The sequence below is a fragment of the Pseudomonas sp. Irchel s3h14 genome, from assembly GCF_900187425.1.
GTDB lineage: Bacteria > Pseudomonadota > Gammaproteobacteria > Pseudomonadales > Pseudomonadaceae > Aquipseudomonas.
Genome location: NZ_FYDJ01000003.1, coordinates 345,681 through 372,146, shown reverse-complemented (window position 1 = coordinate 372,146; position 26,466 = coordinate 345,681). Strand labels below are relative to the sequence as shown.

Annotated in this window: 24 protein-coding genes; 12 read left to right on the top strand and 12 right to left on the bottom strand. The window is 60.3% G+C overall.

Features of this window, described 5'->3' with window-relative positions:
- Positions 1–179 precede the first annotated feature (179 nt).
- The 10 genes from CKW16_RS08435 to pcaC all read left to right on the top strand — a co-directional run bounded on the left by CKW16_RS08435 (position 180) and on the right by pcaC (position 10,010).
- Entirely contained in the window at positions 180–1,526 is a 1,347-nt protein-coding gene (locus CKW16_RS08435; protein ID WP_095128011.1) for an MFS transporter, read from the top strand.
- A 208-nt stretch (positions 1,527–1,734) separates the two neighbouring features.
- Positions 1,735–2,592: a CoA transferase subunit A gene (locus CKW16_RS08430; protein WP_007947285.1), complete on the top strand. Its 858-nt coding sequence runs from the start codon at positions 1,735–1,737 to the stop codon at positions 2,590–2,592.
- Positions 2,592–3,371, top strand: a complete 780-nt coding sequence (locus CKW16_RS08425) for a CoA-transferase subunit beta (RefSeq protein ID WP_095128010.1) — start codon at positions 2,592–2,594, stop codon at positions 3,369–3,371. The genes CKW16_RS08430 and CKW16_RS08425 overlap by 1 nt, the downstream gene beginning before the upstream one ends.
- Positions 3,368–4,573: a 3-oxoadipyl-CoA thiolase gene (gene pcaF / locus CKW16_RS08420; protein ID WP_176471534.1), complete on the top strand. Its 1,206-nt coding sequence runs from the start codon at positions 3,368–3,370 to the stop codon at positions 4,571–4,573. Before CKW16_RS08425 ends, pcaF begins: the two co-directional genes overlap by 4 nt.
- Before the next feature lie 37 nt (positions 4,574–4,610).
- Positions 4,611–5,315 (top strand): protocatechuate 3,4-dioxygenase subunit beta, encoded by a 705-nt coding sequence (gene pcaH / locus CKW16_RS08415; RefSeq protein ID WP_095128008.1) that lies wholly within the window; start codon positions 4,611–4,613, stop codon positions 5,313–5,315.
- A gap of 1 nt (position 5,316) precedes the next feature.
- Entirely contained in the window at positions 5,317–5,883 is a 567-nt protein-coding gene (pcaG, locus tag CKW16_RS08410; protein ID WP_095128007.1) for a protocatechuate 3,4-dioxygenase subunit alpha, read from the top strand.
- Positions 5,884–6,074: 191 nt separating this feature from the next.
- Positions 6,075–7,379: an MFS family transporter gene (locus tag CKW16_RS08405; protein WP_095128006.1), complete on the top strand. Its 1,305-nt coding sequence runs from the start codon at positions 6,075–6,077 to the stop codon at positions 7,377–7,379.
- Between the two features lie 45 nt (positions 7,380–7,424).
- The gene (locus CKW16_RS08400) at positions 7,425–8,789 is read left to right on the top strand and encodes a 3-carboxy-cis,cis-muconate cycloisomerase (RefSeq protein ID WP_095128005.1); all 1,365 of its coding nucleotides are present in this window, start codon (positions 7,425–7,427) and stop codon (positions 8,787–8,789) included.
- A gap of 11 nt (positions 8,790–8,800) precedes the next feature.
- Positions 8,801–9,607 carry a 3-oxoadipate enol-lactonase gene (pcaD, locus tag CKW16_RS08395; protein ID WP_095128004.1) on the top strand — a complete coding sequence of 269 codons (807 nt, stop codon included), beginning with the start codon at positions 8,801–8,803 and terminating at the stop codon, positions 9,605–9,607.
- 10 nt (positions 9,608–9,617) lie between these two features.
- A complete protein-coding gene (pcaC, locus tag CKW16_RS08390; RefSeq protein ID WP_033060940.1) occupies positions 9,618–10,010 on the top strand; it encodes a 4-carboxymuconolactone decarboxylase in 393 nt (130 codons plus the stop codon).
- Positions 10,011–10,145: 135 nt separating this feature from the next.
- Here the strand turns inward: pcaC and CKW16_RS08385 are convergent, their stop codons facing one another.
- The 7 genes from CKW16_RS08385 to emhA all read right to left on the bottom strand — a co-directional run bounded on the left by CKW16_RS08385 (position 10,146) and on the right by emhA (position 20,266).
- Positions 10,146–10,967, bottom strand: a complete 822-nt coding sequence (locus tag CKW16_RS08385) for a methyltransferase domain-containing protein (protein ID WP_095128003.1) — start codon at positions 10,965–10,967, stop codon at positions 10,146–10,148.
- A 20-nt stretch (positions 10,968–10,987) separates the two neighbouring features.
- Positions 10,988–11,371 (bottom strand): DUF1641 domain-containing protein, encoded by a 384-nt coding sequence (locus CKW16_RS08380; RefSeq protein WP_095128002.1) that lies wholly within the window; start codon positions 11,369–11,371, stop codon positions 10,988–10,990.
- 22 nt (positions 11,372–11,393) lie between these two features.
- Positions 11,394–12,584 (bottom strand): FAD/NAD(P)-binding oxidoreductase, encoded by a 1,191-nt coding sequence (locus CKW16_RS08375; RefSeq protein ID WP_095128001.1) that lies wholly within the window; start codon positions 12,582–12,584, stop codon positions 11,394–11,396.
- 208 nt (positions 12,585–12,792) lie between these two features.
- Entirely contained in the window at positions 12,793–14,052 is a 1,260-nt protein-coding gene (locus tag CKW16_RS08370; RefSeq protein ID WP_095128000.1) for an OprD family porin, read from the bottom strand.
- Positions 14,053–14,483: 431 nt separating this feature from the next.
- Positions 14,484–15,944 (bottom strand): efflux RND transporter outer membrane subunit EmhC, encoded by a 1,461-nt coding sequence (gene emhC / locus CKW16_RS08365; protein WP_095127999.1) that lies wholly within the window; start codon positions 15,942–15,944, stop codon positions 14,484–14,486.
- Positions 15,944–19,105 (bottom strand): efflux RND transporter permease subunit EmhB, encoded by a 3,162-nt coding sequence (emhB, locus tag CKW16_RS08360; RefSeq protein ID WP_095127998.1) that lies wholly within the window; start codon positions 19,103–19,105, stop codon positions 15,944–15,946. The genes emhC and emhB overlap by 1 nt, the downstream gene beginning before the upstream one ends.
- A gap of 3 nt (positions 19,106–19,108) precedes the next feature.
- On the bottom strand, positions 19,109–20,266 hold the full coding sequence (gene emhA, locus CKW16_RS08355) for an efflux RND transporter periplasmic adaptor subunit EmhA (protein ID WP_095127997.1): 1,158 nt from the start codon (positions 20,264–20,266) through the stop codon (positions 19,109–19,111).
- A 265-nt stretch (positions 20,267–20,531) separates the two neighbouring features.
- Here emhA and emhR point away from each other — a divergent pair, with 265 nt between their 5' ends.
- A complete protein-coding gene (gene emhR / locus CKW16_RS08350) occupies positions 20,532–21,164 on the top strand; it encodes an efflux system transcriptional repressor EmhR (protein WP_095127996.1) in 633 nt (210 codons plus the stop codon).
- 208 nt (positions 21,165–21,372) lie between these two features.
- Here the strand turns inward: emhR and CKW16_RS08345 are convergent, their stop codons facing one another.
- Genes CKW16_RS08345 through CKW16_RS08335 form a run of 3 tightly spaced genes read right to left on the bottom strand, consistent with a single transcriptional unit; the run spans position 21,373 to position 23,935 of the window.
- The gene (locus tag CKW16_RS08345; protein ID WP_095127995.1) at positions 21,373–22,422 is read right to left on the bottom strand and encodes an alkene reductase; all 1,050 of its coding nucleotides are present in this window, start codon (positions 22,420–22,422) and stop codon (positions 21,373–21,375) included.
- A 23-nt stretch (positions 22,423–22,445) separates the two neighbouring features.
- Positions 22,446–23,612: an MFS transporter gene (locus CKW16_RS08340; protein ID WP_095127994.1), complete on the bottom strand. Its 1,167-nt coding sequence runs from the start codon at positions 23,610–23,612 to the stop codon at positions 22,446–22,448.
- A gap of 2 nt (positions 23,613–23,614) precedes the next feature.
- Positions 23,615–23,935, bottom strand: a complete 321-nt coding sequence (locus CKW16_RS08335) for a helix-turn-helix transcriptional regulator (protein WP_095127993.1) — start codon at positions 23,933–23,935, stop codon at positions 23,615–23,617.
- Between the two features lie 170 nt (positions 23,936–24,105).
- Between CKW16_RS08335 and CKW16_RS08330 the strand changes: the two genes are divergently transcribed.
- Entirely contained in the window at positions 24,106–24,675 is a 570-nt protein-coding gene (locus CKW16_RS08330; RefSeq protein ID WP_095127992.1) for an ACP phosphodiesterase, read from the top strand.
- A 108-nt stretch (positions 24,676–24,783) separates the two neighbouring features.
- Here the strand turns inward: CKW16_RS08330 and CKW16_RS08325 are convergent, their stop codons facing one another.
- Both CKW16_RS08325 and olsB read right to left on the bottom strand, forming a co-directional pair.
- Complete coding sequence (locus CKW16_RS08325; protein ID WP_095127991.1) at positions 24,784–25,578, bottom strand: 1-acyl-sn-glycerol-3-phosphate acyltransferase; 795 nt, start codon at positions 25,576–25,578, stop codon at positions 24,784–24,786.
- A complete protein-coding gene (gene olsB, locus CKW16_RS08320; RefSeq protein ID WP_008152922.1) occupies positions 25,578–26,333 on the bottom strand; it encodes an L-ornithine N(alpha)-acyltransferase in 756 nt (251 codons plus the stop codon). The genes CKW16_RS08325 and olsB overlap by 1 nt, the downstream gene beginning before the upstream one ends.
- Between the last annotated feature and the right edge of the window lie 133 nt (positions 26,334–26,466).

Below are 26,466 nucleotides of genomic sequence, written 5' to 3'. Positions count from 1 at the left end.
GCGATGACCCCAATAATAATGAGAAGAGGCACCTCCCATGCGTACGTTTCCCGACTGTCGCTGTTCCCAACGGTTTCCTTGCCGGAACCGCATCGCCTGATCCCGACACCTCTTTCTTGTGACAGCGTCAGCCTCGGCTGGCACCTGTTCGACTGCGTTCTTTGCGTGGAATAAAAATAATGAACCAGCCCCAGTCTGCTGTAGGAAACTGCCTCGACGTGCAGTCCTTCATCAATGCTCAACCCATTTCGCGCTACCAATGGCGAGTGGTGATCCTGTGTTTCCTGATTGTTTTCCTCGATGGCCTCGACACGGCGGCCATGGGTTTCATCGCGCCCGCCCTGTCTCAGGATTGGGGCATCGACCGCGCCAGTCTCGGCCCGGTGATGAGCGCGGCGTTGATCGGCATGGTCTTCGGCGCACTGGGTTCTGGCCCGTTGGCTGACCGCTTCGGGCGAAAAATCGTACTGGTGGGCGCGGTGTTGTTGTTTGGCGCGTTCAGCCTGGCTTCGGCTTACAGCACCAACGTCGATCAACTGCTGGTGCTGCGTTTCCTCACTGGCCTGGGCCTTGGCGCCGGCATGCCGAACGCCACGACGCTGCTGTCCGAATACACCCCGGAGCGCAAGAAATCCCTGCTGGTGACCAGCATGTTCTGCGGTTTCAACCTCGGCATGGCGGGCGGCGGTTTCATTTCCGCCAAACTGATTCCGGCGTTTGGCTGGCACAGTCTGCTGATGATCGGCGGGATTTTGCCGCTGATCCTCGCCGTCGTATTGCTGTTCTGGCTGCCGGAATCGGCGCGCTACCTCGTCGTCCGCAATCGCGGCACTGACAAAGTGCGCAAGACTCTGGCGCCCATCGATCCAATCGTCGTCGCTCAGGCTTCCAGCTTCAGCGTGCCAGAACAGAAAACCGTGAAGGCCCGCAACGTGTTCGCGGTGATCTTCTCCGGCACCTACAGCACCGGCACCTTGTTGCTATGGCTGACCTACTTCATGGGGCTGGTGATCGTTTATCTGCTGACCAGTTGGCTGCCGACGCTGATGCGTGACAGTGGCGCGAGCATGGAGCAGTCGGCATTCATCGGTGCGTTGTTCCAGTTTGGCGGGGTATTGAGCGCGGTGGGCGTGGGCTGGGCGATGGACCGGTTCAATCCGCACAAGGTTATCGGCATTTTCTATCTATTCGCCGGGGTGTTTGCCTACGCGGTAGGGCAGAGCCTGGGCAACATCACGCTATTGGCGACGTTGGTGCTGGTGGCCGGGATGTGCGTCAACGGCGCGCAATCGGCGATGCCTTCACTGGCGGCGCGGTTTTATCCGACGCAGGGGCGGGCGACCGGGGTGTCGTGGATGCTCGGGATTGGTCGCTTTGGCGCGATTCTCGGTGCGTGGATGGGCGCAACGCTGCTGGGCCTGGGCTGGAACTTCGAGCAGGTGCTCACGGCGCTGGTGATTCCAGCGGCATTGGCGACCACGGCGGTGGTGATCAAGGGCATGGTCAGTCATGCGGATGCGACTTGAGGGCTGGTGATGATCGTTCCCACGCGGAGCGTGGGAACGATCAGTGTGGAGATCGGTAGGCAGGCAACAATGTGTTCGATAAACGAACACTCAGTCGATTATCGGATTGTTTGACGATTTTCAGGGGCTTACTCTTCAGTCATTCCGGCGCTGCGCATCGCGCCTTTTTCTTCCACTGTCGGTTCATAACAAAACGGGAGCCTGCCCCATGGCTGAAATCCTTTCGCTGCACGACGCGGTGAAGCAATTCGTTAACGACGGCGATACCGTCGCGCTCGAAGGCTTCACTCACCTGATCCCTACGGCGGCGGGTCACGAAATCATTCGCCAGGGCAAGAAAGACCTGACCCTGGTGCGGATGACGCCTGACCTGATCTACGACCAGTTGATCGGCGCCGGTTGTGCTCGCAAACTGATTTTCTCCTGGGGCGGTAACCCGGGCGTCGGTTCGCTGCATCGCCTGCGTGACGCCGTCGAGAAGCAGTGGCCGCACGCGCTGGAAATCGAAGAGCACAGCCACGCCGACCTGGCCAATGCCTACGTCGCTGGCGCCTCCGGCCTACCGTTCGCGGTGCTGCGCGCCTACGCCGGCTCCGACCTGCCGAAGGTCAACCCGCTGATCAAAACCGTCACCTGCCCGTTCACCGGTGAAGTGTTGGCGGCCGTACCTTCGGTGCGCCCGGACATCACCGTGATTCACGCGCAGAAAGCCGACCGCAAAGGCAACGTGCTGCTGTGGGGCATTCTCGGCGTACAAAAAGAAGCGGCACTGGCCGCCAAGCGCTGCATCGTCACCGTCGAGGAAATCGTCGACGACCTCAATGCACCGATGAACTCCTGCGTTCTGCCGACCTGGGCCTTGAGCGCGGTCTGCCACGTCCCCGGCGGTGCGCATCCGTCCTACGCTCACGGCTACAACGAGCGTGATAACCGTTTCTACCAGGCTTGGGACCCAATTGCCCGCGACCGTGAAACCTTCACCGCGTGGATCAACGAGTACATCCACGGCTGCGCTGACTTCAGCGAGTTCCAGGCCAAACTGGCCGCTGCTTCGGAGGCCAAGTAATGACTTACACCACCAATGAAATGATGACCGTCGCCGCTGCCCGCCGTTTGAAAAACGGTTCGGTGTGCTTCGTCGGCATCGGCCTGCCGTCGAAAGCCGCCAACCTGGCGCGTCTGACTTCCTCGCCGGATGTCGTCCTGATCTACGAATCGGGTCCGATCGGTGCCAAGCCGAGCGTACTGCCGCTGTCGATCGGTGACGGTGAACTGGCGGAAACCGCCGACACCGTCGTCCCGACCGGTGAGATTTTTCGCTACTGGTTGCAGGGCGGGCGCATCGACGTCGGTTTTCTCGGTGCCGCGCAAGTCGACCGCTTCGGCAATATCAACACCACGGTCGTTGGCGATTACCACGCGCCGAAAGTTCGCCTGCCGGGTGCCGGTGGTGCGCCGGAGATCGCTGGCTCGGCCAAAAGCGTGTTGATCATCCTCAAGCAGTCGGCGCGTTCCTTTGTCGACAAACTCGACTTCATTACCTCGGTCGGCCATGGCGAGGGCGGTGATTCGCGCAAGCGTCTCGGCCTGCCGGGTGCCGGTCCGGTCGGCATCATCACCGACCTGTGCATCATGGAGCCGGAAACGGATACCCATGAGTTCGTGGTCACCGCGCTGCACCCAGGCGTGACCCGTGAACAAGTGACCGCGGCTACCGGTTGGGCTGTTCGTTTTGCAGAAAATGTTGAAAACACAGCCGAGCCAACGGATGTCGAACTGAAGGCACTCAGGGATCTGGAAGCCCGCACCGCAGCCGCCCACGGCCAAGCACCCGGAGAAGCCTGATGCGTGACGTTTATATCTGCGATGCGATTCGCACCCCCATCGGCCGTTTCGGCGGTGGCCTGTCGGCTGTTCGCGCCGACGACCTGGCCGCCGTGCCAATCAAGGCGCTGATGGCGCGCAACCCGTCGGTGGACTGGAGCGCAGTGGACGAGGTGTTCCTCGGTTGCGCCAACCAGGCCGGCGAAGACAACCGCAACGTGGCGCGCATGGCGTTGTTGCTGGCGGGCCTGCCGGAAACCATTCCGGGCGTGACCCTCAATCGCCTCTGCGCCTCGGGTATGGACGCCATCGGCACTGCCTTCCGCGCCATCGCCAGTGGCGAGATGGAGCTGGCGATTGCTGGCGGCGTCGAGTCGATGTCCCGTGCACCGTTCGTGATGGGCAAGGCTGATGCGGCGTTCTCGCGCAACATGAAGCTGGAAGACACCACCATCGGCTGGCGTTTTATCAATCCGTTGATGAAAGCCCAATACGGCGTGGATGCGATGCCGCAGACGGCCGACAACGTGGCTGACGATTACGAAGTTTCCCGCGAGGATCAGGACGCTTTCGCACTGCGCAGTCAGCAGCGGACAGCCGCCGCGCAGGCCGCAGGATTCTTCGCTGAAGAAATCGTTGAAGTGCGCATTGCCCACAAGAAGGGTGAAAGTGTCGTCAGCCAGGATGAGCATCCTCGCGCCGACACTACGCTGGAAACCCTGGCCAAACTCAAACCGGTCAACGGTCCCGACAAAACCGTCACCGCCGGCAATGCTTCCGGGGTGAACGACGGTGCGGCGGCGTTGATTCTGGCCTCCGGCGACGCCGTGAAAAAGCACGGCCTGACGGCTCGCGCCAAAGTACTGGGCATGTCCAGTGCCGGTGTTGCACCACGGGTCATGGGCATCGGCCCGGTGCCGGCGGTGCGCAAATTGACTGAGCGTCTCGGTCTGGCCGTCAGCGATTTCGATGTGATCGAACTCAACGAAGCGTTCGCCAGCCAAGGCTTGGCGGTGCTGCGTGAACTGGGGCTGGCGGATGACGCCGCCCAGGTCAACCCGAACGGTGGCGCCATTGCCTTGGGCCATCCGTTGGGCATGAGTGGCGCCCGCCTGGTACTGACCGCGCTGCATCAGCTGGAAAAGACTGGCGGCAAGAAAGGCCTGGCGACCATGTGCGTCGGCGTCGGCCAGGGTCTGGCCTTGGCGATCGAACGGGTCTGACGCGCAGCGTTGATGAACAAGAACGGAGGAATGCTTCATGACTGACAAGCCTGGTTACCGCCGCCCGCAAGAGGGCACCCAGCCGGAATACCTGCACCCGGCCTATCAATCCACCAACCGTCGCTCGCCGTCCAAGCCGTTGGTGTTTTTGCCCCATTCGCTGTCGGAAATTACCGGTCCGACCATCGGCGCCGAGCGTGTGCAGGAGAAGGACAACGACCTGACCGCCCAGCACAAGGGTGAGCCACTGGGCGAGCGCATCATCATTCACGGCCGCGTGCTGGATGAAGATGGCTTGCCGGTGCCGGGGATTCTGGTGGAGATCTGGCAGGCCAATGCCGCCGGTCGCTACAACCATGACCGCGACCTGCACGATGCACCGCTGGACCCGAATTTCACTGGCACCGGCCGCACCGTGACCGACGCCGATGGCTGGTACCAGTTCCAGACCATCAAGCCCGGCGCCTATCCGTGGGGCAACCACCACAACGCGTGGCGCCCGGCGCACATCCATTTCTCACTGTTCGGGCCGAGCATTCTGACGCGCCTGGTCACGCAGATGTATTTCCCGGGCGACCCGTTGCTGGCCTACGACCCGATCTACAACTGCGTACCCGATACCAGCGCCAAAGAACGCTTGATCGCCAGTTTCGACCTGGAAAAAACCATCCCTTCCTATGCCCTCGGTTATCGCTGGGACATCGTCTTGCGCGGCCGCGAAGCCACGCCGATGGAGAAATAAGATGACGCTGAACGCGACCACGTCCCACACCGTCGGGCCGTATTACCACATCGGTTTGACCTGGCTGAACCGCGAAGACCTGACCGTCGAACAAACCCTGGGCGAGCGCGTGGCGATCACCGGGCAAGTCATCGATGGCAACGGCGACGTCGTCAACGACGCGATGCTGGAAGTCTGGCAAGCCAACGCCGCCGGCAAGTATGACCACCCCGAAGACGATCAGGACAAACCCCTGGACCCGAACTTCGAAGGGTTTGGCCGGGTGCCGGTGGATGCAGAAGGGCGCTTCCGCTTCACCACGATCAAGCCGGGCACGGTGGAAGGCTTGAAAGGCACGACTCAGGCGCCGCATCTGGTGGTGCTGGTGTTTGCTCGCGGGTTGGTGAAGCACTTGCTGACGCGGATTTACTTTGATGGCGAACCGGCCAATGTGGCGGATCCGCTGCTGGAATGTGTGCCGGCTGAACGCCGCGGCACCTTGCTGGCGAAGAAGGATGCGTCCGGTGTGTACCAGTGGAATGTGATCCTGCAGGGCACCGATGCCGAGACAGTGTTCTTCGATTATTGACTTCAACCTGATCGTTCCCACGCTCTGCGTGGGAATGCCGCCATGGACGCTCCGCGTCCACTGTGACGCGGAGCGTCACGGGATGCATTCCCACGGGACCGTGGGAACGATCGGTGTGAAGACTGCATCTGTGGAACGGGATTGTTGCAAAGTGTGTCTAGACTCTCACAGTCCCCATTGAGTGAAAAACAATGACAACTAGCACCGCTACTACAGCGCTCTACACCGGTGAAGAGCGCAGCAAAAGGATCTTTGCGATCGTTGGTGCCTCGTCCGGCAACCTCGTCGAATGGTTCGACTTCTACGTCTACGCCTTCTGCGCGATCTATTTCGCCCCTGCCTTTTTTCCGTCCGATAATCCGACTGTGCAGCTTGTGAATACGGCTGGCGTATTCGCCGCCGGGTTCCTGATGCGGCCCATCGGCGGCTGGATCTTCGGCCGGCTGGCGGACAAGCACGGGCGCAAGAATTCGATGTTGATCTCGATTCTGATGATGTGCTTCGGTTCGTTACTCATCGCTTGCCTGCCGACCTACAAGGACATCGGCGTCTGGGCGCCGATCATGCTGCTGTTCGCCCGCTTGCTGCAGGGGCTGTCGGTGGGCGGTGAATACGGCACCACTGCGACCTACATGAGTGAAGTGGCCCTCAAGGGCCAGCGCGGTTTCTTTGCCTCGTTCCAGTACGTGACGCTGATCGGTGGGCAACTGCTGGCGGTGTCGCTGGTGGTGGTCCTGCAACAGGTTCTCACTGAGGATGAATTGCGTGCCTACGGCTGGAGGATCCCGTTTGTCGTCGGTGCGGCGGCGGCGTTGATTTCGCTGTTCCTGCGCCGTTCGCTCAAGGAAACCACCAGCAAGGAAATGCGCGAAAACAAGGACGCCGGCAGCATCCGTGCGCTGTTCCGCGACCACAAGGCTGCGTTCATTACCGTGCTCGGTTACACCGCCGGTGGCTCGCTGATTTTCTACACCTTCACCACGTACATGCAGAAGTACCTGGTGAACACCGCCGGCATGCACGCCAAGACCGCCAGTTACATCATGACCGGCGCACTGTTCCTTTATATGTGCATGCAGCCACTGTTCGGCATGCTCGCGGACAAGTTCGGCCGACGTAACTCGATGCTGTGGTTCGGCGCTCTGGGGACGTTGTTCACCGTGCCGATCCTGCTGAGCCTGAAAAGTGTCAGCAGTCCGTTCCTGGCGTTCGTGCTGATTACCGTGGCGCTGGCGATCGTCAGTTTTTACACCTCCATCAGCGGCCTGGTAAAAGCCGAAATGTTCCCGCCGGAAGTGCGCGCATTGGGTGTCGGCCTGGCTTACGCGGTAGCGAATGCAATCTTCGGTGGTTCGGCGGAATATGTGGCTCTGAGCCTCAAGGCCGTGGGCATGGAAAACTCCTTCTATTGGTACGTGACGGTGATGATGGCGGTGGCGTTCCTGTTCAGCCTGCGCCTGCCGAAACAGGCGAAGTACTTGCAAAACGACCTTTGATCTTTACCCGTGGGCCTGACCGGCCCACGCCTCCAGGGACTGTTTATGAACGAGCGACCGGGCAATCAATTGTTCGATGCCTATTTCACTGCCCGCGACATGCGTGAAGTGTTCTGCGATCAGGGTCGGGTTCAAGCGATGCTTGATTTCGAAGCAGCACTGGCGCGGGCCGAGGCGCGAGTCGGGCTGATCCCGCAGACGGCTGTCGCGCCGATTGAAGCGGCCTGTCAGGCCGGGCATTACGACTTTGTCGCCCTCGGCGAGGCGATTGCCACGGCGGGCAATTCGGCGATTCCGTTGGTCAAGGCGTTGGGTAAACAGATCGCGGCCAAGCATGCCGAAGCCGAGCGTTACGTGCATCTGGGCGCGACCAGCCAGGACGTGATGGACACCGGACTGGTGTTGCAACTGCGCCGTGCTTTGGAACTGATTGAAAGCGATCTGGCGCAACTGGGTGAAACGCTGGCGACCCAGGCGTTGCGCTACGTCGCCACACCGCTGGCCGGGCGCACCTGGTTGCAGCACGCGACACCCGTCACCCTCGGCATGAAGATCGCCGGTTGGCTGGGTGCTGTGACCCGCAGCCGCCAACGTCTGCTGGAACTCAAACCACGATTGTTGGTGCTGCAATTCGGCGGCGCCTCTGGAACCCTCGCGGCCCTCGGCGAGCAGGCGATGCCGATTGCCCAGGCGCTGGCTGAAGAATTGAAACTGACACTGCCGGATCAACCTTGGCACACCCAGCGAGATCGCTTGGTGGAGTTCGGCTCGGTACTGGGATTGATCGCCGGCAGCCTAGGTAAACTCGGCCGCGACATCAGCCTGTTGATGCAGACCGAGGCGGGGGAGGTGTTCGAGCCTTCTGCGCCGGGCAAGGGCGGTTCTTCGACCATGCCGCACAAACGCAATCCGGTAGGCGCGGCGGTGCTGATCAGTGCGGCGACTCGCGTACCCGGTTTGCTCTCGACCCTGTTCAGCGCGATGCCTCAAGAACACGAGCGCAGCCTGGGCCTGTGGCATGCCGAGTGGGAAACCCTGCCGGAGATTTGCTGCCTGGTGTCCGGCAGCCTGAAACAGGCGCGGCTGGTGGCGGACGGACTGGAAGTGGATGCCGAGCGCATGGCCCGCAACCTCGATCTGACCCAAGGCCTGGTGCTCGCCGAAGCAGTGAGCATCGTCCTCGCCCAGCGAGTGGGGCGCGACACTGCGCACCATTTGCTGGAGCAATGCTGCAAGCGTGCCGTGGCCGAACAACGTCATCTGCGAGCGGTACTCGGCGACGAGCCGCAAGTGACCGCCGAACTGTCGGATGCTGAACTCGATCATCTACTGAACCCTGCCCATTACCTCGGCCAGGCCCATACCTGGGTCGAGCGAGCGGTGGCTGAACATTCTGCGTTGACTGCCTGAAGGAGATTGCTGTGGCTTTCGTACAACTCGCCGAGGGCGAACTGCACTACCAAATTCAAGGGCCGCAACTCGATGGCCCGGCGGATGCGCCGGTGCTGGTGTTGTCCAACTCGCTGGGCACCGACCTGCATATGTGGGACGCGCAGATTGCGGCGTTCACCGAGCATTTCCGCGTGTTGCGTTTCGACACCCGGGGTCATGGCCAATCGCTGGTCACGCCGGGGCCGTACAGCATCGAGCAACTGGGCCATGACGTGCTGGCGCTGCTGGATGCGTTGCACATCGAGCGCGCACACTTCTGCGGCCTGTCCATGGGCGGCTTGATCGGCCAGTGGCTGGGGATCAACGCTGGTGATCGCCTGAACAAACTGGTGGTATGCAACACCGCGGCGAAAATCGGTGATCCGTCGGTGTGGGACCCACGCATTGAAACCGTGCTGCGTGACGGCCCGGCTGCCATGGTCGCCTTGCGTGATGCGTCGATTGCGCGCTGGTTCACTGCGGATTTTGCTGAAGCCAATCCTGCTGCTGCGAAGAAGATTACTGACATGCTCGCGGCCACCTCGCCTGAAGGGTATGCCGCGAACTGTGCCGCCGTGCGCGATGCCGATTTCCGAGATCAGTTGTCCTCGATCAAGGTGCCGCTGCTGGTCATCGCCGGCACCGAGGACGCGGTGACGCCGCCGTCCGGCGGGCACTTCATTCAGGAACACGTGCAGGGCGCCGAGTACGCCGAGTTCTATGCGGCGCACCTGTCCAACGTCCAGGCTGGCGCTGCGTTCAGCGAGCGCGTGTTGGCGTTTTTGTCAGGTCATTGAGGGTTTTTTTGTGGACGAGAAACAACGTTACGACGAAGGCCTGAAAGTCCGCCGTGCCGTGCTCGGTGACGCTCACGTCGACCGCAGCTTGAACGCGCTGACCGAGTTCAACTCGGAGTTTCAGGAAATGATCACCCGTCACGCCTGGGGCGACATCTGGACCCGTCCGGGGCTGCCGCGTCATACCCGCAGCTTGATCACCATGGCGATGCTGATCGGCATGAACCGCAACGAAGAACTCAAACTGCACCTGCGCGCCGCCGCCAACAACGGCGTGACCCGCGGCGAGATCAAGGAAGTGATCATGCAGAGCGCGATCTACTGCGGCATTCCGGCAGCGAATGCGACGTTCCATCTCGCGGAGTCGGTGTGGGATGAGTTGGGGGTTGAATCGCGGGAGTGATCCTGGCGGTTTCAGGTGTCTGAGCTGACGCCTTCGCGAGCAAGCCCGCTCCCACATTTATCCGAGTTCCTCCTGGGAGAATGCGGTCGAATGTGGGAGCGGGCTTGCTCGCGAAGACGGTAGTCGCCTTGATACTTAATCAACGGTGGCGACTATAAAAACCCGCTTGAACGGAAACAACGTGTGCCCGTCGCTCTCCGGCGGGTAATGCGCATGTACGCGCATCAGGTAGTGGTAGATGAACCGCGCCTGCTCATCATCCATCAGTCCCTGCATCACCGGCCTTAGCGCCGAGACTTTGACCCAGTCATAGATCGGCGACTTGCCGTCGACAACCTGTAGCTGCTCAGTCTCCCAGATATCCAGTGTCCGGGTGATCGGTGAGAGCAACCGATAATAACTTTCCAAAGACAACAGCGGCCGTGCAGCCATGGCTTCGCGCAGCTGCGGGGTGCCGAGTGGTTTGCCGCCGGGGCCTGCCTCTTCAAGGGTGTCGAGCATCAGTTGATACCACAGCGCATCCCGCCAGTCGGGCATGTGCGCCGCCAGGCATCCACCCGGATTGAGCTGGCCGAGCAGTCGCGGCAACAACTGTTCGTGACCACTGACGAAGTGCAGTACGGCGGCGGCGAACAGCAGGTCCGCCGGTTGTTCGGGGTGCCAGTCGAGTAGATCGCACTGTTTCCACAACGCCTTGATCGGCAGACAACGGGCCTCGTCCAGCATTTGCCCGGAACTGTCGATGCCTTGCAACTGCGCTCGAGGCCAACGCTTGGCCAACAGTTGCGTGGCGATGCCGGTGCCGCATCCCAGGTCGTAGATGCGCTTGGGCTGTTTGAGTTCGACACGGTCGAGCAATTCATTGACCGGTCGTTGCCTGAGACGGGAAAACTGCTGGTACGCCTTGGCGTCCCAGTCGGTGCAGGCTTTCCTTGCCGATTCAAGTTTGACGCTCATGAGGTGGTCCTCTCTGGCGGCTACAGTTGTCTTCCGATGACGTTCAGTGTTTTCAGGACAACGGCCACGCCTTTGCGCGTGTCCGGCTCGTTCAGCAGTTTGATCAACGCATAGGCTCCCGGCGGCTCGGGGGCGGCGGCGACCTCGGCCTTGGCCAGGCGCACGGCGTTACTGACTGTCCAGGTGGCCGCCGTAGCGTTTTCGAACAGCCGCGCCAGTTTTTCCACCATTGCTGCGTCCAGCAGGTCGGTCATGTCCGAGACCAGCGATAGCACATCGACAATGTTGTCCAGTCGACCGCCGTCGATCAGCGGCTGAATTTTCGCCATCAAGGCGGTGAGTCCCGGCGTCACTGGCATGCCGGCAGCGCTGGTCGCCAGTGTTTCATCTGATAGGTTCGTCACGGTTTACGCCTCCCTGGGCAGATCAAAGCATTCCACGAGCAACCGCCCAGTACAGGCCACGATTGAAACCATTTCTCAGCAGACCGCCGAGCTTGGTCGGCGGTGTCGGCAGGACGTCATGGGCGTAGTCGTACCACAGCGGCATACCGGCGTTGAGACCCATCTGCGCCACGGCCTGAACCCGTCCGTCGTAGACGCTGTTGGGCGCGCCGAGGCGAATCTCGGCGGCAATGTTGTTGGCGATGACCGGCGCCTGGTTATGGCAGGCACCACCGGCCTTGCTCACCGGCAGATCGACGGTGTCGCCAATCACGTAGACGTGTTCCAGGCCGTAGACCTGCAAGGTCTCGTGGTGGGGCGGCAGCCAACCTTCGTTGTTGGGCGCTTGCGACGCTCCGGACTCCAGCACCGCATCGACAGCGCGGATCGGCGGAGTCGCCATCAGGATGTCGAAGGGTTGCTCTTCGCCTTCTTCGGAGTAGGCGATTTTTCGCTCGGGATCGACACGGCTGAGGGTGAAGCCGCGTTGGAAGCGGATGTTCTTCTGCTCGAAAATGCCGGGCAGGATTTCCCCGGTGGGGCGTTGCAGAAACAGGCAGTTACGCAGCAACTGAGCCGTGGTCGGGTAGGTGTAGACGATTTCCACCTGGTCCCGCACACCCCGACGATGCAGGAAGTCGTCGAGCATCAACGTCGTTTCTACCGGCGCAATGCCGCATTGGTGCGGCACGTTGGGTGTCTGCGGGAAAGACACCGTGATGAAAATCCGGCCTTTTTTGATCGTGCTCAGCCGTTCTGCCAACTGCCGGGCGGGCTGATATTGGTAGAAGTGGTCGCCGGCTTCTTTCAAGCCTTCGATGCGCTCCGGCGCGGGCACGCAACCGGTGGCAATGACCAGAAAGTCATAGCCATAACGCTTGCCGCTACGGGTTTTCAGGCATTGTCCGGGGAAATCGAAACGCGTGACCTCTTCGACGTAAAAGCTGATTTCCGGGCGCAACAGTGAACGTTCCGGGCGCTTGAGTTCTTCTTCAAAGAACTGATTGAACGCCACATACATGAACGCAGGTTTGTAGTAGTGATCGGGGGAATTGGACAGTAGTGCAATCGAGACTTCGCCGCGCAGGATTTCTGGATACAGCTTGCTGGCCAGTTGATTGGCCAACATGGTTCCACCTACGCCGCCACCGACGATAACTATTCGCTTGCTCATACCTGACCTCCGTGGTCATGGCAGCTTCGCGTACAGCATCCGGAGATAACGGAAGAAAAAAGGGGCTCCTACATCGGAATGGAGAGTTAAACACGCTTCCTGACTGTATCTGTGAACACACAAAGCGCTAGTTTGTACCGACCAGCGGTGAGAGGCAGGCGACCGTTTTCATCCTGCGGTCGCTGCCTGAGCTCCGCTATAGCAAGCGCTATAGCAAGCTGATCGGATAGCTGACGATCAACCGGTTCTCATCAAACTCGTTGTTGCTGAAGTCGCGACGAATGGTCGAGTTGCGCCATTTGACGTTGAGGTCTTTTAGCGCGCCGCTCTGCACGGTGTAGCCCAGTTCGCTTTCGCGGCCCCATTCCTTGCCGTCGGTGATGGTGCCGGTGTGGACGTTGTCGCCGCTGATGTAGCGGTTCATCAGGGTCAGGCCGGGAATGCCGAGGGCGACGAAGTTGTAGTCATGACGTACCTGCCAGGATTTTTCTTTCGCATTGTCATAACTGGCGTTGTAACTGTCGTTGGCCAGGGTGCCGCCGCTGGTGCCGTTGACCCGCATCCAGGCGTTGTCGCCGGTGAGCTTTTGCAGGCCGACATAGAAGGTGTTGCCGCCGTATTTGGCCGAGAACAGGCCCGACCAGGTCTTGTTGTCCAGCTCGCCGGCCCGGGCGCTGCCGTCATCCTTGCCGTAGAAGAAACCGAGATTGGCGCCCAGGGTCCAGTCGCCGATGGGCTGGCTGTGGATCAGATTCACGTACTGTTGGCTGTAGATGTCCTTGAGTTCGGCGTTCCACACACCGATCTGGGTGCGCTTCTCGTTGAAGGCGTATTCGCCGCCCTGGAAGTTGAAACGGTCGGAAGTGAACGCTGGTTTTCCGGTCATCGACATGTCGTTCATGCTGCTGTCGTCACGCGGGCTGTTGGCGCGGAACTGGCCGCCGTAGAGCGTCAGGCCGTTGATTTCCTTCGAGGTGATCTGACCACCACGGAAGGTTTGCGGCAGGGAACGACCGTCGTCCGAACGCAGGATCGGCAGCACCGGCATCCATTCGCCCACCTTCACTTCGGTCTGCGACAGCTTGGCTTTGAACGCCACGTTGGTGCGACCGAAGTTGTCCGCCGGGCGACCGTCGTGATCCAGCGGCAGCAACTGCGTACCGCCCGTGCCTTTACCGCCATCGAGCTTCACCGAGTACAGCCCCAGCACATCCATGCCGAACCCGACGGTGCCCTGAGTGAACCCGGACTTGGCGTCGAGGATGAAGCTTTGTGTCCATTCTTCTGCCTTGCCCTGGGTTTTGGTCGGGTTGGTGAAATTGCGATTGATGTAGAAATTGCGCAGGTTCAGGTTGACCTTGGCACCTTCGACAAAGCCTGACTCCTCGGCCATGGCGGGCAGAGCCGTACTGGCCAGTGCAACGGCGATGAGGCTGGGGAACCAGTATTGAGTATTGGAAGGTGTCATGTGCTCGGGTCTCTCTAGTTTTTAGGCGTGAAACGGGGCGCTGCCGCAACTTGGGGGGTTGCAGACAAAAATTTGAGTTCGGGATAAAAACGAACGGGATCAGCCGGACAGGGCAGGGCGCGGGGGCATGGTGTCGAACCTGTTGTTATTGGTCTTGTGCGACGAATGGTGCGGGGGATGGGCGGGATGGTTCAATCGGCGAAAGCGGGTTTTGGGCGATTATCGAACATAAGATTGGCAAGAGTTTGTGTTGTCTGGTCTGGCCCCTTCGCGAGCAAGCCCGCTCCCACATTTAACCGGGTTCTTCCAGAAAGAATGCGGTCGAGTGTGGGAGCGGGCTTGCTCGCGAAGGGGCCAGACCAGACACCTCCCCTTTTCCCGCAGACAACAAAAAGCCCACCAAAAGGTGGGCTTCTTGTTCTACAGCGCTATCAGAACAACTTCATCTTCGGCGCTTCTTCTTTCAACGGCTCGTTCTTCGCCGTCTGCTCGTTCCAGCCACCGCCCAGTGCCTTGTACAGATTGACGGCACTGACCAGTTGCGCCAGACGGTCGGTGATCAGTACCTGTTGGGCACTGAACAGCTGGCGCTGGGCATCGAGGAAGGTCAGGTTGCTGTCGACACCAATGCGGTAACGACGCTCGGCCAGACGGTAGTAGTCCTGGTTTGCGGTGACGAAATCACGCTGGGCCTTCAACTGATCGGTGTAGGTCTGGCGGGCAGCCAGGCCGTCGGCGACTTCCTGGAAGGCCGTTTGAATGGACTTCTCGTAGTTGGCCACGCCGATGTCTTTCTGGATTTTTGAATAATCCAGGCTGGCGCGCAGGCTGCCGGCGTTGAAGATCGGCAGGTTGATCTGCGGCTGGAACAGCCAGGTGCCCGAACCGCCCTTGAACAGACCGGACAGGTCCGGGCTCAGGGTCCCGGCATTGGCCGTCAGGCTGATGCTCGGGAAGAACGCCGCCCGCGCCGCGCCGATGTTGGCGTTGGCGGCTTTCAGGTTGTATTCGGCCTGAAGGATGTCCGGACGACGTTGCAGCAAGTCCGATGGCAGACCGGCCGGCACGTCGCTCAGCAGGTCATCAGCCAATGGCTTGGCCGCTTGCAGATTGGCCGGGACGCCAGTGCCGAGCAGCAACACCAGGATGTTTTCATCCTGGGCGACTTGACGGGTGTACTTGGCCATTTGTGCGCGGGCGTTTTCCACCGAGGTACGAGACTGGGCCAGGTCCAGGGCCGAGGCCACACCCACTTCGTTGCTGCGGGCGGTGAGCTTGTAGCTCTCCTCGAACGCAGCCAGGGTGTCCTGGGTCAGTTTCAGCAGTTCCTTGTCGGCCTGCCAGGTCAGATAGGCGTTGGCCACACTGGCCACCAGGCTGATCTGGGTACTGCGGCGCGCTTCTTCAGTGGCGAAGTATTTCTGCAGCGCTTCTTCGCTCAGGCTGCGAACCCGACCGAACAGGTCGAGTTCATAGGCGCTGATGCCAACCGTGGCCGAGTAGGAACTGGTGATGTCCGCTTGGCCTGTCTGCGAGGCCCGAGCCGGGACCCGCTGGCGGCTGCCGGTGCCGTTGGCCGACACGGCCGGGAACAGATCGGCACGCTGGATGCGGTATTGAGCCGCAAAGGCGTCGATGTTCAGCGCCGCGACACGCAGGTCACGGTTGTTTTCCAGGGCGACCTGGATCAGCTGTTGCAGCGCCGGGTCATGGAAAAACTGCTTCCAGCCCTGTTCGGCGGCAGCCTGGGCAGGCGCCTGGGCCGGCGAATACGCCGGACCTTGCGGGTACTGGCCCGCCACCGGTGCTTCAGGCTGCTGATAATCGGGAATCAGCGAGCAGCCGCCGAGCACGAAAGCGGCAACAGCCAGGGAGAGTAGCGACTTGCTCATTAGCCAGCCTCTTTAGAAGGTTCAATAGCGTCGTCCTGGTCAGCGGTTTTGCGCTGCCCCATGGCCGACACAGTGACGAAAAACAGTGGGACCCAGAAGATCGCCAGGATCGTGGCCGTGAGCATACCGCCAATCACCCCGGTACCGATCGCATGCTGGCTACCCGAACCTGCACCCGTGGAAATTGCCAGTGGTACCACACCGAGGACGAAAGCGAGCGACGTCATGATGATCGGTCGCAAGCGCATCCGGCAGGCTTCGACCGCGGCATCGCGCAGGCTACGCCCTTGTTCATGCAGTTCCTTGGCAAATTCGACAATCAAAATGGCGTTTTTTGCCGCCAGACCAATGGTCGTCAACAGGCCCACCTGGAAATACACATCGTTGGACAGGCCGCGCAGGCTGGTCGCCATCAGCGCACCGATGATCCCCAGCGGCACCACCAACATCACCGCGATCGGGATCGACCAGCTTTCGTACAGCGCCGCCAGACACAGGAACACCATCAGTAGCGACAGGGCGTACAGCGCTGGCGCTTGCGAACCGGACAACCGTTCCTCGTATGACAGGCCGGTCCAGGAAATACCGACACCGGCCGGCAGTTTCTTGGCCAGGGCTTCGACTTCGAGCATGGCTTCACCGGTGGAATAACCGGGTGCCGGGGCACCGAGGATTTCCATTGCTTCGACGCCGTTGTAACGCGACAGCTTCGGTGCACCGTAGATCCACTCACCCTTGGCGAACGCCGAGAACGGAACCATGGTGCCGGCGCTGTTGCGCACATACCATTTCTTCACGTCTTCAGGACTCATGCGCGCGCCCGGCTGGCCTTGCACGTACACCTTCTTCACCCGACCGCGGTCGATGAAGTCGTTGACGTAGCTACTGCCCAAGGCAATCGACAGGGTGTTGTTGATGTCGGTGAGGGTGATGCCCAGGGCACTGGCCTTCTCGTCATCGATTTCCAGCTGGTATTGCGGTTCGTCGTTCAGACCGTTCGGGCGGACTTGCGACAGCACCTTGCTCTGCGCCGCCATGCCAAGGAACTGGTTGCGTGCAGCCATTAGTGCGTCGTGACCGATACCGGCACGGTCTTGCAAGAACACGTCGAAACCGGTGGCGTTACCCAGCTCCAGCACCGCCGGCGGTGCGAACGCAAACACCATGGCGTCACGGAAGGTGAAGAAATGCTGTTGGGCACGGGCCGCGACTTTGAACACGCTGTTTTCGGCGTTACGTTCGTCCCACGGTTTGAGCATGATGAACGCCATACCCGAACTCTGACCACGGCCGGCGAAGTTGAAGCCGGTCACGGTAAACACCGAGGCCACCGCGTCGCCTTCACCACCGTCCTTGCCCGGACGCAGCAGGAATTCGCGCATTTCATCCACGACCACTTGCGTGCGCTGGGCACTGGAACCGGCCGGGGTTTGCACCTGGGCAAACAATACGCCCTGGTCTTCTTCCGGCAGGAACGCGGTTGGAATGCGGGTGAACAGCCAGATCATGCCGACCAGGATGACGAGGTAGGCCAGCAAGTACGGGGCCTTGTTCGCGAGCATGTTGCCCACGCCACGCTCGTAGCTTTTGACGCCACGGTCGAAATTGCGGTTGAACCAGCCGAAGAAGCCGCGTTTCGGCGTGCCGTGCTCGCCTTTCGGAATCGCCTTGAGCATGGTTGCGCAGAGCGCCGGGGTGAAGATCAGCGCGACCAGTACCGACAGGGCCATGGCCGAGACGATGGTGATCGAGAACTGCTTGTAGATCACACCGGTGGAACCGCTGAAGAACGCCATCGGCAGCAGTACCGCCGAGAGCACCAGGGCGATACCGACCAGTGCACCCTGGATCTGCCCCATGGATTTCTTGGTGGCCTCCTTGGGTGACAGGCCTTCTTCGCTCATGACCCGTTCGACGTTTTCCACCACGACGATGGCGTCGTCCACCAGCAAACCGATGGCCAGCACCATACCGAACATGGTCAGGGTGTTGATGCTGAAGCCGAACGCCGCGAGGATCCCGAAGGTACCCAGCAATACGACTGGCACAGTCATCGTGGTGATGACGGTGGCGCGGAAGTTTTGCAGGAACAGGAACATCACCAGGAACACCAGCACGATCGCTTCGACCAGGGTTTCAACCACACCCTTGATCGACTCGGTCACCACCGGCGTGGTGTCGTACGGGAACACCACTTCCATCCCTTCCGGGAAGAACGGCTTCAGGGTTTCGATGGTCTTGCGCAGGGCTTTTGCAGTGTCGAGGGCGTTGGCGCCGTTGGCCAGTTTCACCGCCAGACCGGAGGCCGGGGCGCCGTTGAACTGGGCGCTGATCGAGTAGTTTTCGCCGCCCAGACCGACTTCCGCCACGTCGCCGACACGCACTTGCGAGCCGTCCTTGTTGACCTTGAGCAGGATGGCCTTGAACTGCTCGGCGGTCTGCAGGCGGGTCTTGCCGATGATCGTCGCGTTCAGCTGTTGGCCGGCGACGGCAGGCAAACCACCGAGTTGGCCGGACGACACCTGGACGTTCTGAGCCGCGATGGCGGTTTTCACGTCCACCGGGGTCAGGTTGAAGTTGTTCAACTTGGCCGGGTCGAGCCAGATCCGCATCGCGTACTGCGCACCGAAGACCTGGAAGTCACCGACACCGGCGGTGCGCGAAATCGGGTCCTGCATGTTCGACACGATGTAGTTGGACAGGTCGTCCTTGGTCATGCTGCCGTCGCGCGACACCACGCCGATCACCATCAGGAAGTTTTTCACTGCCTTGGTCACGCGGATACCCTGTTGCTGCACTTCTTGCGGCAGCAGCGGGGTGGCCAGGTTCAGCTTGTTCTGGACCTGAACCTGCGCGGTATCGGAGTTGGTGCCCTGCTCGAAGGTCGCGGTAATGGTCATGTTGCCGTCAGAGTTACTTTCCGACGAGACATAACGCAGGTTATCGATACCGTTGAGCTGTTGCTCGATCACTTGCACCACGGTGTCCTGCACGGTTTGTGCAGACGCGCCCGGGTAGGTCACCGAGATGGCAATGGCCGGAGGCGCAATGCTTGGGTATTGGTTGATCGGCAGTTTGAGGATCGATAGTGCCCCGACCAGCATGATGACCAGGGCAATTACCCAGGCAAAAATCGGACGGTCGATAAAAAATCTGGACATGGTTTACTCCCCTTTGCCGCTGGAAGCCTTGTTAGCTACCTGTGCGGGGGCCGGGTTCTTTGCGCCAACGTTAGTCGCTTCACTGGCTTTTACTTCAACGCCAGGTTTGACGTATTGCAGCCCTTCGGTAATCAGACGATCGCCGGCCTTCAGGCCGTCTTCGATCAGCCATTGGTTGCCGACAGTGCGGCTGGCCTTGAGCTGACGCAGTTCGACCTTGTTGTCCGGACCGACGACCAGCGCGGTCGGGGTGCCTTTGAGATCACGGGTCACGCCTTGTTGCGGGGCGAGGATCGCCGCGTTGTTCACACCGGCCTGCAATTGGGCGTGTACAAACATGCCTGGCAGCAGGGTGTGATCAGGGTTCGGGAATACCGCACGCAAGGTCACGGAACCGGTGGTCTTGTCTACCGAGACTTCCGAGAACTCGAGTTTGCCTTCCTGTTTGTACTGGCTGCCGTCTTCGAGGGTCAGCTTGACCTTGGCCGCGTTGTCGCCGGATTTTTGCAGACGACCGCTTTCCAGTTCGCGGCGCAGTTCCAGCAGCTCTACCGAAGACTGGGTGACGTCGACGTAGATCGGGTCGAGTTGCTGAATCACTGCCATCGCGTCGACCTGACCGCTGGTGACCAGCGCGCCTTCAGTCACGGTCGAGCGGCCGATACGGCCGGAGAGTGGCGCGTAAACCTTGGTGTAACGCACATTGATCTGGGCGCTTTGCAGGGCGGCTTCCGATTGCAACCGGTTGGCCAGGGCTGTGTCGTATTCCTGACGGCTCACGGCCTGTTCGTTGACCAGTTGCTTGTAGCGATCCGAAATCGACTTGGTCTGCTGCAGGTTGGCTTCGGCGCTTTTCAGGGTGGCTTCATAAACGGCCGGATCGATCTGATACAGCTGCTGGCCGGCCTTGACGTCGCCGCCTTCCTTGAACAGGCGCTTGAGAATGATGCCGTTAACCTGAGGGCGAACTTCGGCGATGCGGTACGCGCTGGTACGGCCCGGAAGCTCGGAGGTCAGGGTGAAGGCTTGAGGTTGCAGAGTAACGACGCCGACCTGAGGGGGTGGTGCGGCAGGTGCCGCCTCTTCCTTTTTGCATCCGCTGAGCAGCGATGCCAAGGCGAGGGCGGTGACCAGAGCGGTAACAGCTGGCTTGAATTGCATGAAAAACCTCGGGTCAGGCGCGCAAATTGCGCACTAGAAATGTGGAAAGGTAAAAAATGTGCGCTGAGTGGATAAGTAGCTTGCTAAGGAATATACTTACGTTCATGGTTGTTTGTAAATACCTTGGCCGTGTATCCACACCATTACAAAAGCCGTTCAAGGGTTCGAATTGTAGGCCGGGGACGACGCCCAAGAACGCTCGCCCCACTTTTATTCAGCGGATGTTCAGGCATCGCTGAAGCATCCTGATTGAGGTTGTACTGCCATGGTCCGTCGTACCAAAGAGGAAGCTCAAGAAACCCGCAGCCAGATACTGGAAGCGGCAGAAAAAGCCTTTTACGAAAGGGGCGTGGCGCGCACGACACTGGCGGATATCGCTACCCTGGCCGGGGTCACGCGCGGCGCTATCTACTGGCATTTCAGCAACAAGGCGGATCTGGTGCAGGCCATGCTGGATACCTTGCATGAGCCGCTGGAAGAAATGGCCAAGGCCAGCGAAAGCGAGGATGAACTCGACCCCCTCGGCTGCATGCGCAAGCTGCTGATTCATTTGTTTCATCAAGTTGCCCTGGATCCGAAAACCCGACGCATCAATGAGATTCTGTTTCATAAGTGCGAATTCACCGATGAAATGTGCGACCTGCGCCAGCAGCGTCGAGCGGTCAGCCTTGATTGCAATGTGCGAATCGCTCTGGCGCTGAGTAATGCGGTCAATCGGGGGCAGTTACCGGAAAGCCTCGATACGGCCCGCGCAGCCATCAGCCTGCATGCGTACATCGACGGCATCCTGTATCAGTGGCTGTTGGCGCCCGACAGCTTTGAACTGCACATCGACGCCGAGCGTTGGGTCGATACAGGGTTGGACATGCTGCGCTTGAGCCCCAGCCTGTGCAAATGAAACAAAATGCGTAATTGGATCCGGTAGTGTCAACACTTGAGTCGGGCGAAGATCATCTCGACACCGCAATGGGTTGCTTTTATATACGTACGCTCGCCAGGTTGATAGGTAGTGAGCTACCTGATTTGTAGGGATTTTGTGAGTAACCCGCTTGCAAAAAAGCCCCGGCTCTTTCGAGTCGGGGCTTTTGCGTTTCAAGGATGGATGCTTACAACACCGGGTAGTCGATGTAGCCGACCGCGCCCTTGGAATAAAACAGCTCAGGACGTGGCTCGTTCAGCGGCGCATCGGCCTTCAAACGTGCCGGCAGGTCCGGGTTGGCAATGAACGGCACGCCGAAAGCGACTGCATCAGCCTTGCCGCTGGCTAGCCACGCGTTGGCGCTGTCCTTGGTGAAACGCTCGTTGGCGATGTACGGGCCGCCGAATGCTTCTTTCAATTGTGGACCCAGGCTATCGCCATCTTCTTTCTCGCGGGAGCAGATGAAGGCGATGCCACGTTTGCCCAGTTCGCGAGCGACGTAAGTGAAGGTTTCGGACAGGTTGTCGTCGCCCATGTCATGGAGATCGGCACGGGGTGACAGGTGCACACCCACGCGGCCCGCGCCCCAGACTTCGATCGCGGCATCGGTCACTTCCAGCAACAGGCGCGCCCGATTTTCCACGGAACCGCCGTAGTTGTCGGTGCGCTGGTTGGTGCTGCTTTGCAGGAACTGGTCGAGCAGGTAACCGTTGGCGCCGTGGATTTCCACACCGTCAAAACCGGCGGCCTTGGCGTTCTCGGCACCGACGCGGTAGGCGTCGACGATGTCGGCGATTTCAGCGGTTTCCAGGGCGCGTGGGGTTGGGAAGTCGGCCAGTGGGCGAACCAGGCTGACATGGCCTTTTGGCTGAATGGCGCTCGGTGCGACCGGCGCTTCACCGCCCAGGTACGACCCGTGGGAAATACGACCGACGTGCCACAGTTGCAGGAAAATCTTGCCGCCCGCGCCGTGGATCGCCTTGGTGACGTTAGCCCAGCCACGCACCTGATCGTTGGACCAGATACCCGGGGTGTCCGGGTAGCCGACGCCCATCGGCGTGACCGACGTGGCCTCGCTGAGGATCAGGCCGGCCGAGGCGCGTTGTACGTAGTACTCGGCCATCAGCGCGTTTGGCACGCGGCCTTCGTCGGCGCGGCAGCGGGTCAGCGGCGCCATGATGATGCGGTTGGCCAACTCGAGGTCGCCCAGTTTGATCGGATCGAAAATAGTCGTCATTTCAGTACAACCCTCGTGAGGTATCAGTTAGTCGCAGGAGCCAGTTCGGGATTACCGCTCTGACGGAAAGTAATCAGGGTCACCAGCAGGGCGAGTACCGCCAGTGCGGCTGCCGCGAGAGGAACGCTGGTCAAGCCGAAACCGTGGGCGATGACGCTGCCACCGACCCAGGCACCCAGTGCGTTGCCGATATTGAAAGCGCCGATGTTCAGGGTCGACACCAGGTTCGGTGCGGCCTTGCCGTAGGTCACGACGTTCACTTGCAGGGCGGGCACGGCGGCAAAGCACGCGGTGGCCCAGAGGAACAGGGTGATTTCGGTCGGAATCAGCGCAACGCTGGTCCAGGTCAGTACGGTGGAGATCACGGCCATCGAGATGAAGACGCCGATCAACGTTGCGGCCATGCTTTTGTCAGCCAGCTTGCCGCCGATGATGTTGCCGACCGTCAGGCCCAGGCCGATGAGCATCAGGGTCCAGGTCACGCCTTTGGGCGAGACGCCAGTGACATCGCCGAGCAGCGGGGCGACGTAGGTGAACAGGGTGAATACCGAAGCAGCGAACAACGCGGTCATGCTCAGGGACAGCCAGATCCCGGCACCTTTGAGAGCACGCAGTTCGGCGCGCATGTCGAGTTTCTCTTCATCGCGCTTGGCCGGCAGGAAGCGGATCAGGCCGATCAATGCGATCACACCAATCACGGTCACCGCCCAGAAGGTCGAACGCCAGCCGGCTTCCTGACCGAGCGCGGTGCCCAGCGGAACGCCGAGCACGTTAGCCAGAGTCAGGCCGGTGAACATCAGAGCCACGGCCGAAGCGCGCTTGTTCGCCGGCACCAGACCCGCCGCCACCACCGAGCCGATACCGAAGAACGCACCGTGGCAGAGAGCGGTGACCACACGGGCAAACATCAGCACGTTGTAGTCGGTAGCCATTGCACAGAGCAGGTTGCCGATGATGAAAATCCCCATCAACGCTACCAGCGCGGCCTTGCGCGGCAATCGAGAGGTGGCCAGTGCCATGAACGGCGCACCGATGGCCACGCCCAGGGCGTAACCGGTCACCAGCCAGCCGGCGCCGGGAATCGACACGCCGAGATCGGCCGCCACATCGGGCAGCAAACCCATGATGACGAACTCGGTGGTGCCGATGGCGAAGGCGCTCAAGGCCAGAATGAGTAGCGAGAGGGGCATTGTTAATTCCTTGCCGGAGCGCTGAGCTCCTTGACGATGGCGTCGAGGAACGCCTGAATCACGTCCTCGTTGCGTTTGAAGAAGTGCCATTGACCGGCTTTCTGGCTGCTGATCAGTCCCGCACGTTGCAAGTTCGCCAAATGGGCGGACACGGTCGACTGCGACAGGCCGCAGCGTTGATCGATCTGTCCGGCGCAAATGCCGTACTCGTGGTTGTGGATCTGTTCCGGGAATTGGACCTTGGGGTCTTTCAGCCAGATGAGGATGTCTCGGCGTACTGGGTGTGCCAGGGCTTTTATTATTTCGTCGAGGTCGATGGTCATGGTTTGGGCTCGTGATGAGTAAAACGCTATATCGCGATGAGGCGAACTTTAAATCGATACTTCGCGATATACCAATATGATTTTGGTCTGATGACCGAGTAATTCGGTATATCGAGTTATAACGATATGCTGGGTGTAACGATACAAAGCCGCAGTGCTAAGCTGCGCGCATGAACTATCTCGCACATCTGCACCTCGGTGGCCAGCGCCCCGGTCAATTGCTCGGCAGTCTGTATGGCGATTTCGTCAAAGGGCGGCTGCAAGGGCAGTTTGATCCGGAGATCGAAGCGGCCATCCAGCTGCATCGCAGCATCGATGTCTTTACCGACCGCCATCCGTTGGTGGACGTTTCGTTGTCACGGTTTTCCATGACCCGCAGGCGTTACGCCGGGATCGTGCTCGACGTATTTTTCGACCATTGCCTGGCCCGGGACTGGACGCTTTACTCGGATCAGCCACTGGAGCAATTCACTTCGGGGGTGTATCGGGTGTTGTCCGCCGAGGCGCAATTGCCGGAACGGCTGGCGCAGATTGCGCCGTACATGGTGGCCAATGACTGGTTGGGTTCTTATCGGGAGTTTGCGGTGCTTGAGCAGGTGCTGCGAGGGATTTCACGGAGACTGACGCGACCGGAGGAGCTGGCTGCAGCGATGCAGGAATTGCGGGTGTTGTATGAACCGTTGAGCGATGACTTCCGTTTGTTCTATCCGCAGCTTCAGGACTTCGCCAAAAACCGCTGACACCCATCCCTGTAGGAGCAAAGCTTGCTCGCGATAGGGTCACCGCGATTTACCTGATGACCGCGTTATCGTTCATCGCGAGCAAGCTCGGCTCCTACAGAAGCGGGGTTACGCGGCGATGAGTTCGCCGGCATGTTGTGGTTCCGCCGGTTTGGCCACTTCCCCAAACAACGCCTTCTGCACCGCTTGCTGTGCCTCAAATGCCAGTGCCGCACGCTCGCGACCTTCACACGCGATCGGCTTGAGCAAATGAATCTCCACCTCACCCCGATCATGTGCAAACAAGCGCATCAAGTGTGAGAGCAAATCATCATCGCCAATGAACGGCGCCAGTGAATCGAGCTTTCCGTCGCGCAGATAACGAATCGCCACCGGCTGCAACTTCACGTCGGAGTCGATCGCCGCAGACAGCAATCGACCGTGGAAAGTGCGCAACGAACGGCCATCGGTGGTGGTGCCTTCCGGGAACATCAGCAGTGGATGTTCCTGCTCCAGATGACGGGTCATCTGTTTGCGAATCAACTGGCTGTCACCCGACCCGCGACGAATGAACAAACTGCCGGCCTTGGCCGCCAGCCAGCCCGCCACCGGCCAGGTGCGGACTTCGGCCTTGGACAGGAACGACAGCGGCGTGAGCATGCCCAGCAGCGGAATGTCGGTCCATGAAACATGATTGCTGACCCAGAGCATCGGCGCCTTCGGCAATTCACCGTGCAGGGTCACGCGAAAGGGCAGGGCATTGCTCAGGCGCGCCATGAAAAATCGCGACCAGCGCTGGCGACGGACCATCGAATGAGCAATCCCCAAACGCTCGAATAGCCCAAACACACTGGCCATACTCAAACCCAGCGCCACCACCACCAACACTCGCGCAATCCGCGCGTACACCCGTAACCGACTCATCACACGGCCGCCTTGAAGTGCTTGGCATAACGCGGGCAGAGTTCGTCGCGCTTGAGCAGAATGAACACGTCGGCGACCTGGAAGTCTTCATCCCAGCACGGCTCGCCGCAGATCTTCGCGCCAAGACGCATGTAGGCCTTGAGCAGCGGTGGCATTTCGGCGATGACGTTGGACGGGATGTCGAGGCTCGGCAGCGGTTTTTTCGGTTCCGCCCGCAGGTGTTCAGTGCACAGGTAGCGTTCGCGCAGGCGCTGCATGATCGCGTGGGCCTGAATGCCGCCGTCCTGCATCGGGATGCTCGCACAACCCATCAAGTAGCTGTAGCCGCCCTGGTTCAGCACTTCGGCGAGTTCGCCCCAGAGTACGGCGATGGTGCCGCCGTTGCGGTAGGCCGGGTCGACGCAAGTGCGGCCGATTTCCAGGATCGGGCCTTTGAGATGGACCAGGCCATGCAAGCTGAATTCTTCTTCGCTGTAGAACTTGCCCAGGCTGCTGGCGGCTGTGTGGTCGAGCAAACGGGTAGTCGCCACCAGACGCCCGGTGTTCAAGTCACGCACGCCGATGTGGGCGCAGTGAACATCATAGTCATCCATGTCCAGACCCAGCTCCGCGCCTTTCAGCTTGGCGTTGAATTCGCCGCTGAACACGTTGAAGCGCAAGGCCTGGGCTTCCTGCAAGGCCTCGGCGCCCACCAGGCGTTCGGCTTGCAGGCGGCGTTCATTGCCGGTGTCGCTGATGCGGGCGATCTGAGTCATTGCGAATCTCCATACGGGCCGGTCACCCGTCTTGGGTTGCAGCCGATCGACTTTCTTTATGCAGCCGTGTTGTGCAAAGTCAGGCTATGTAGCCCCGGTGTCATCGCCATGAAGCTTTGGTGATGCTTATATG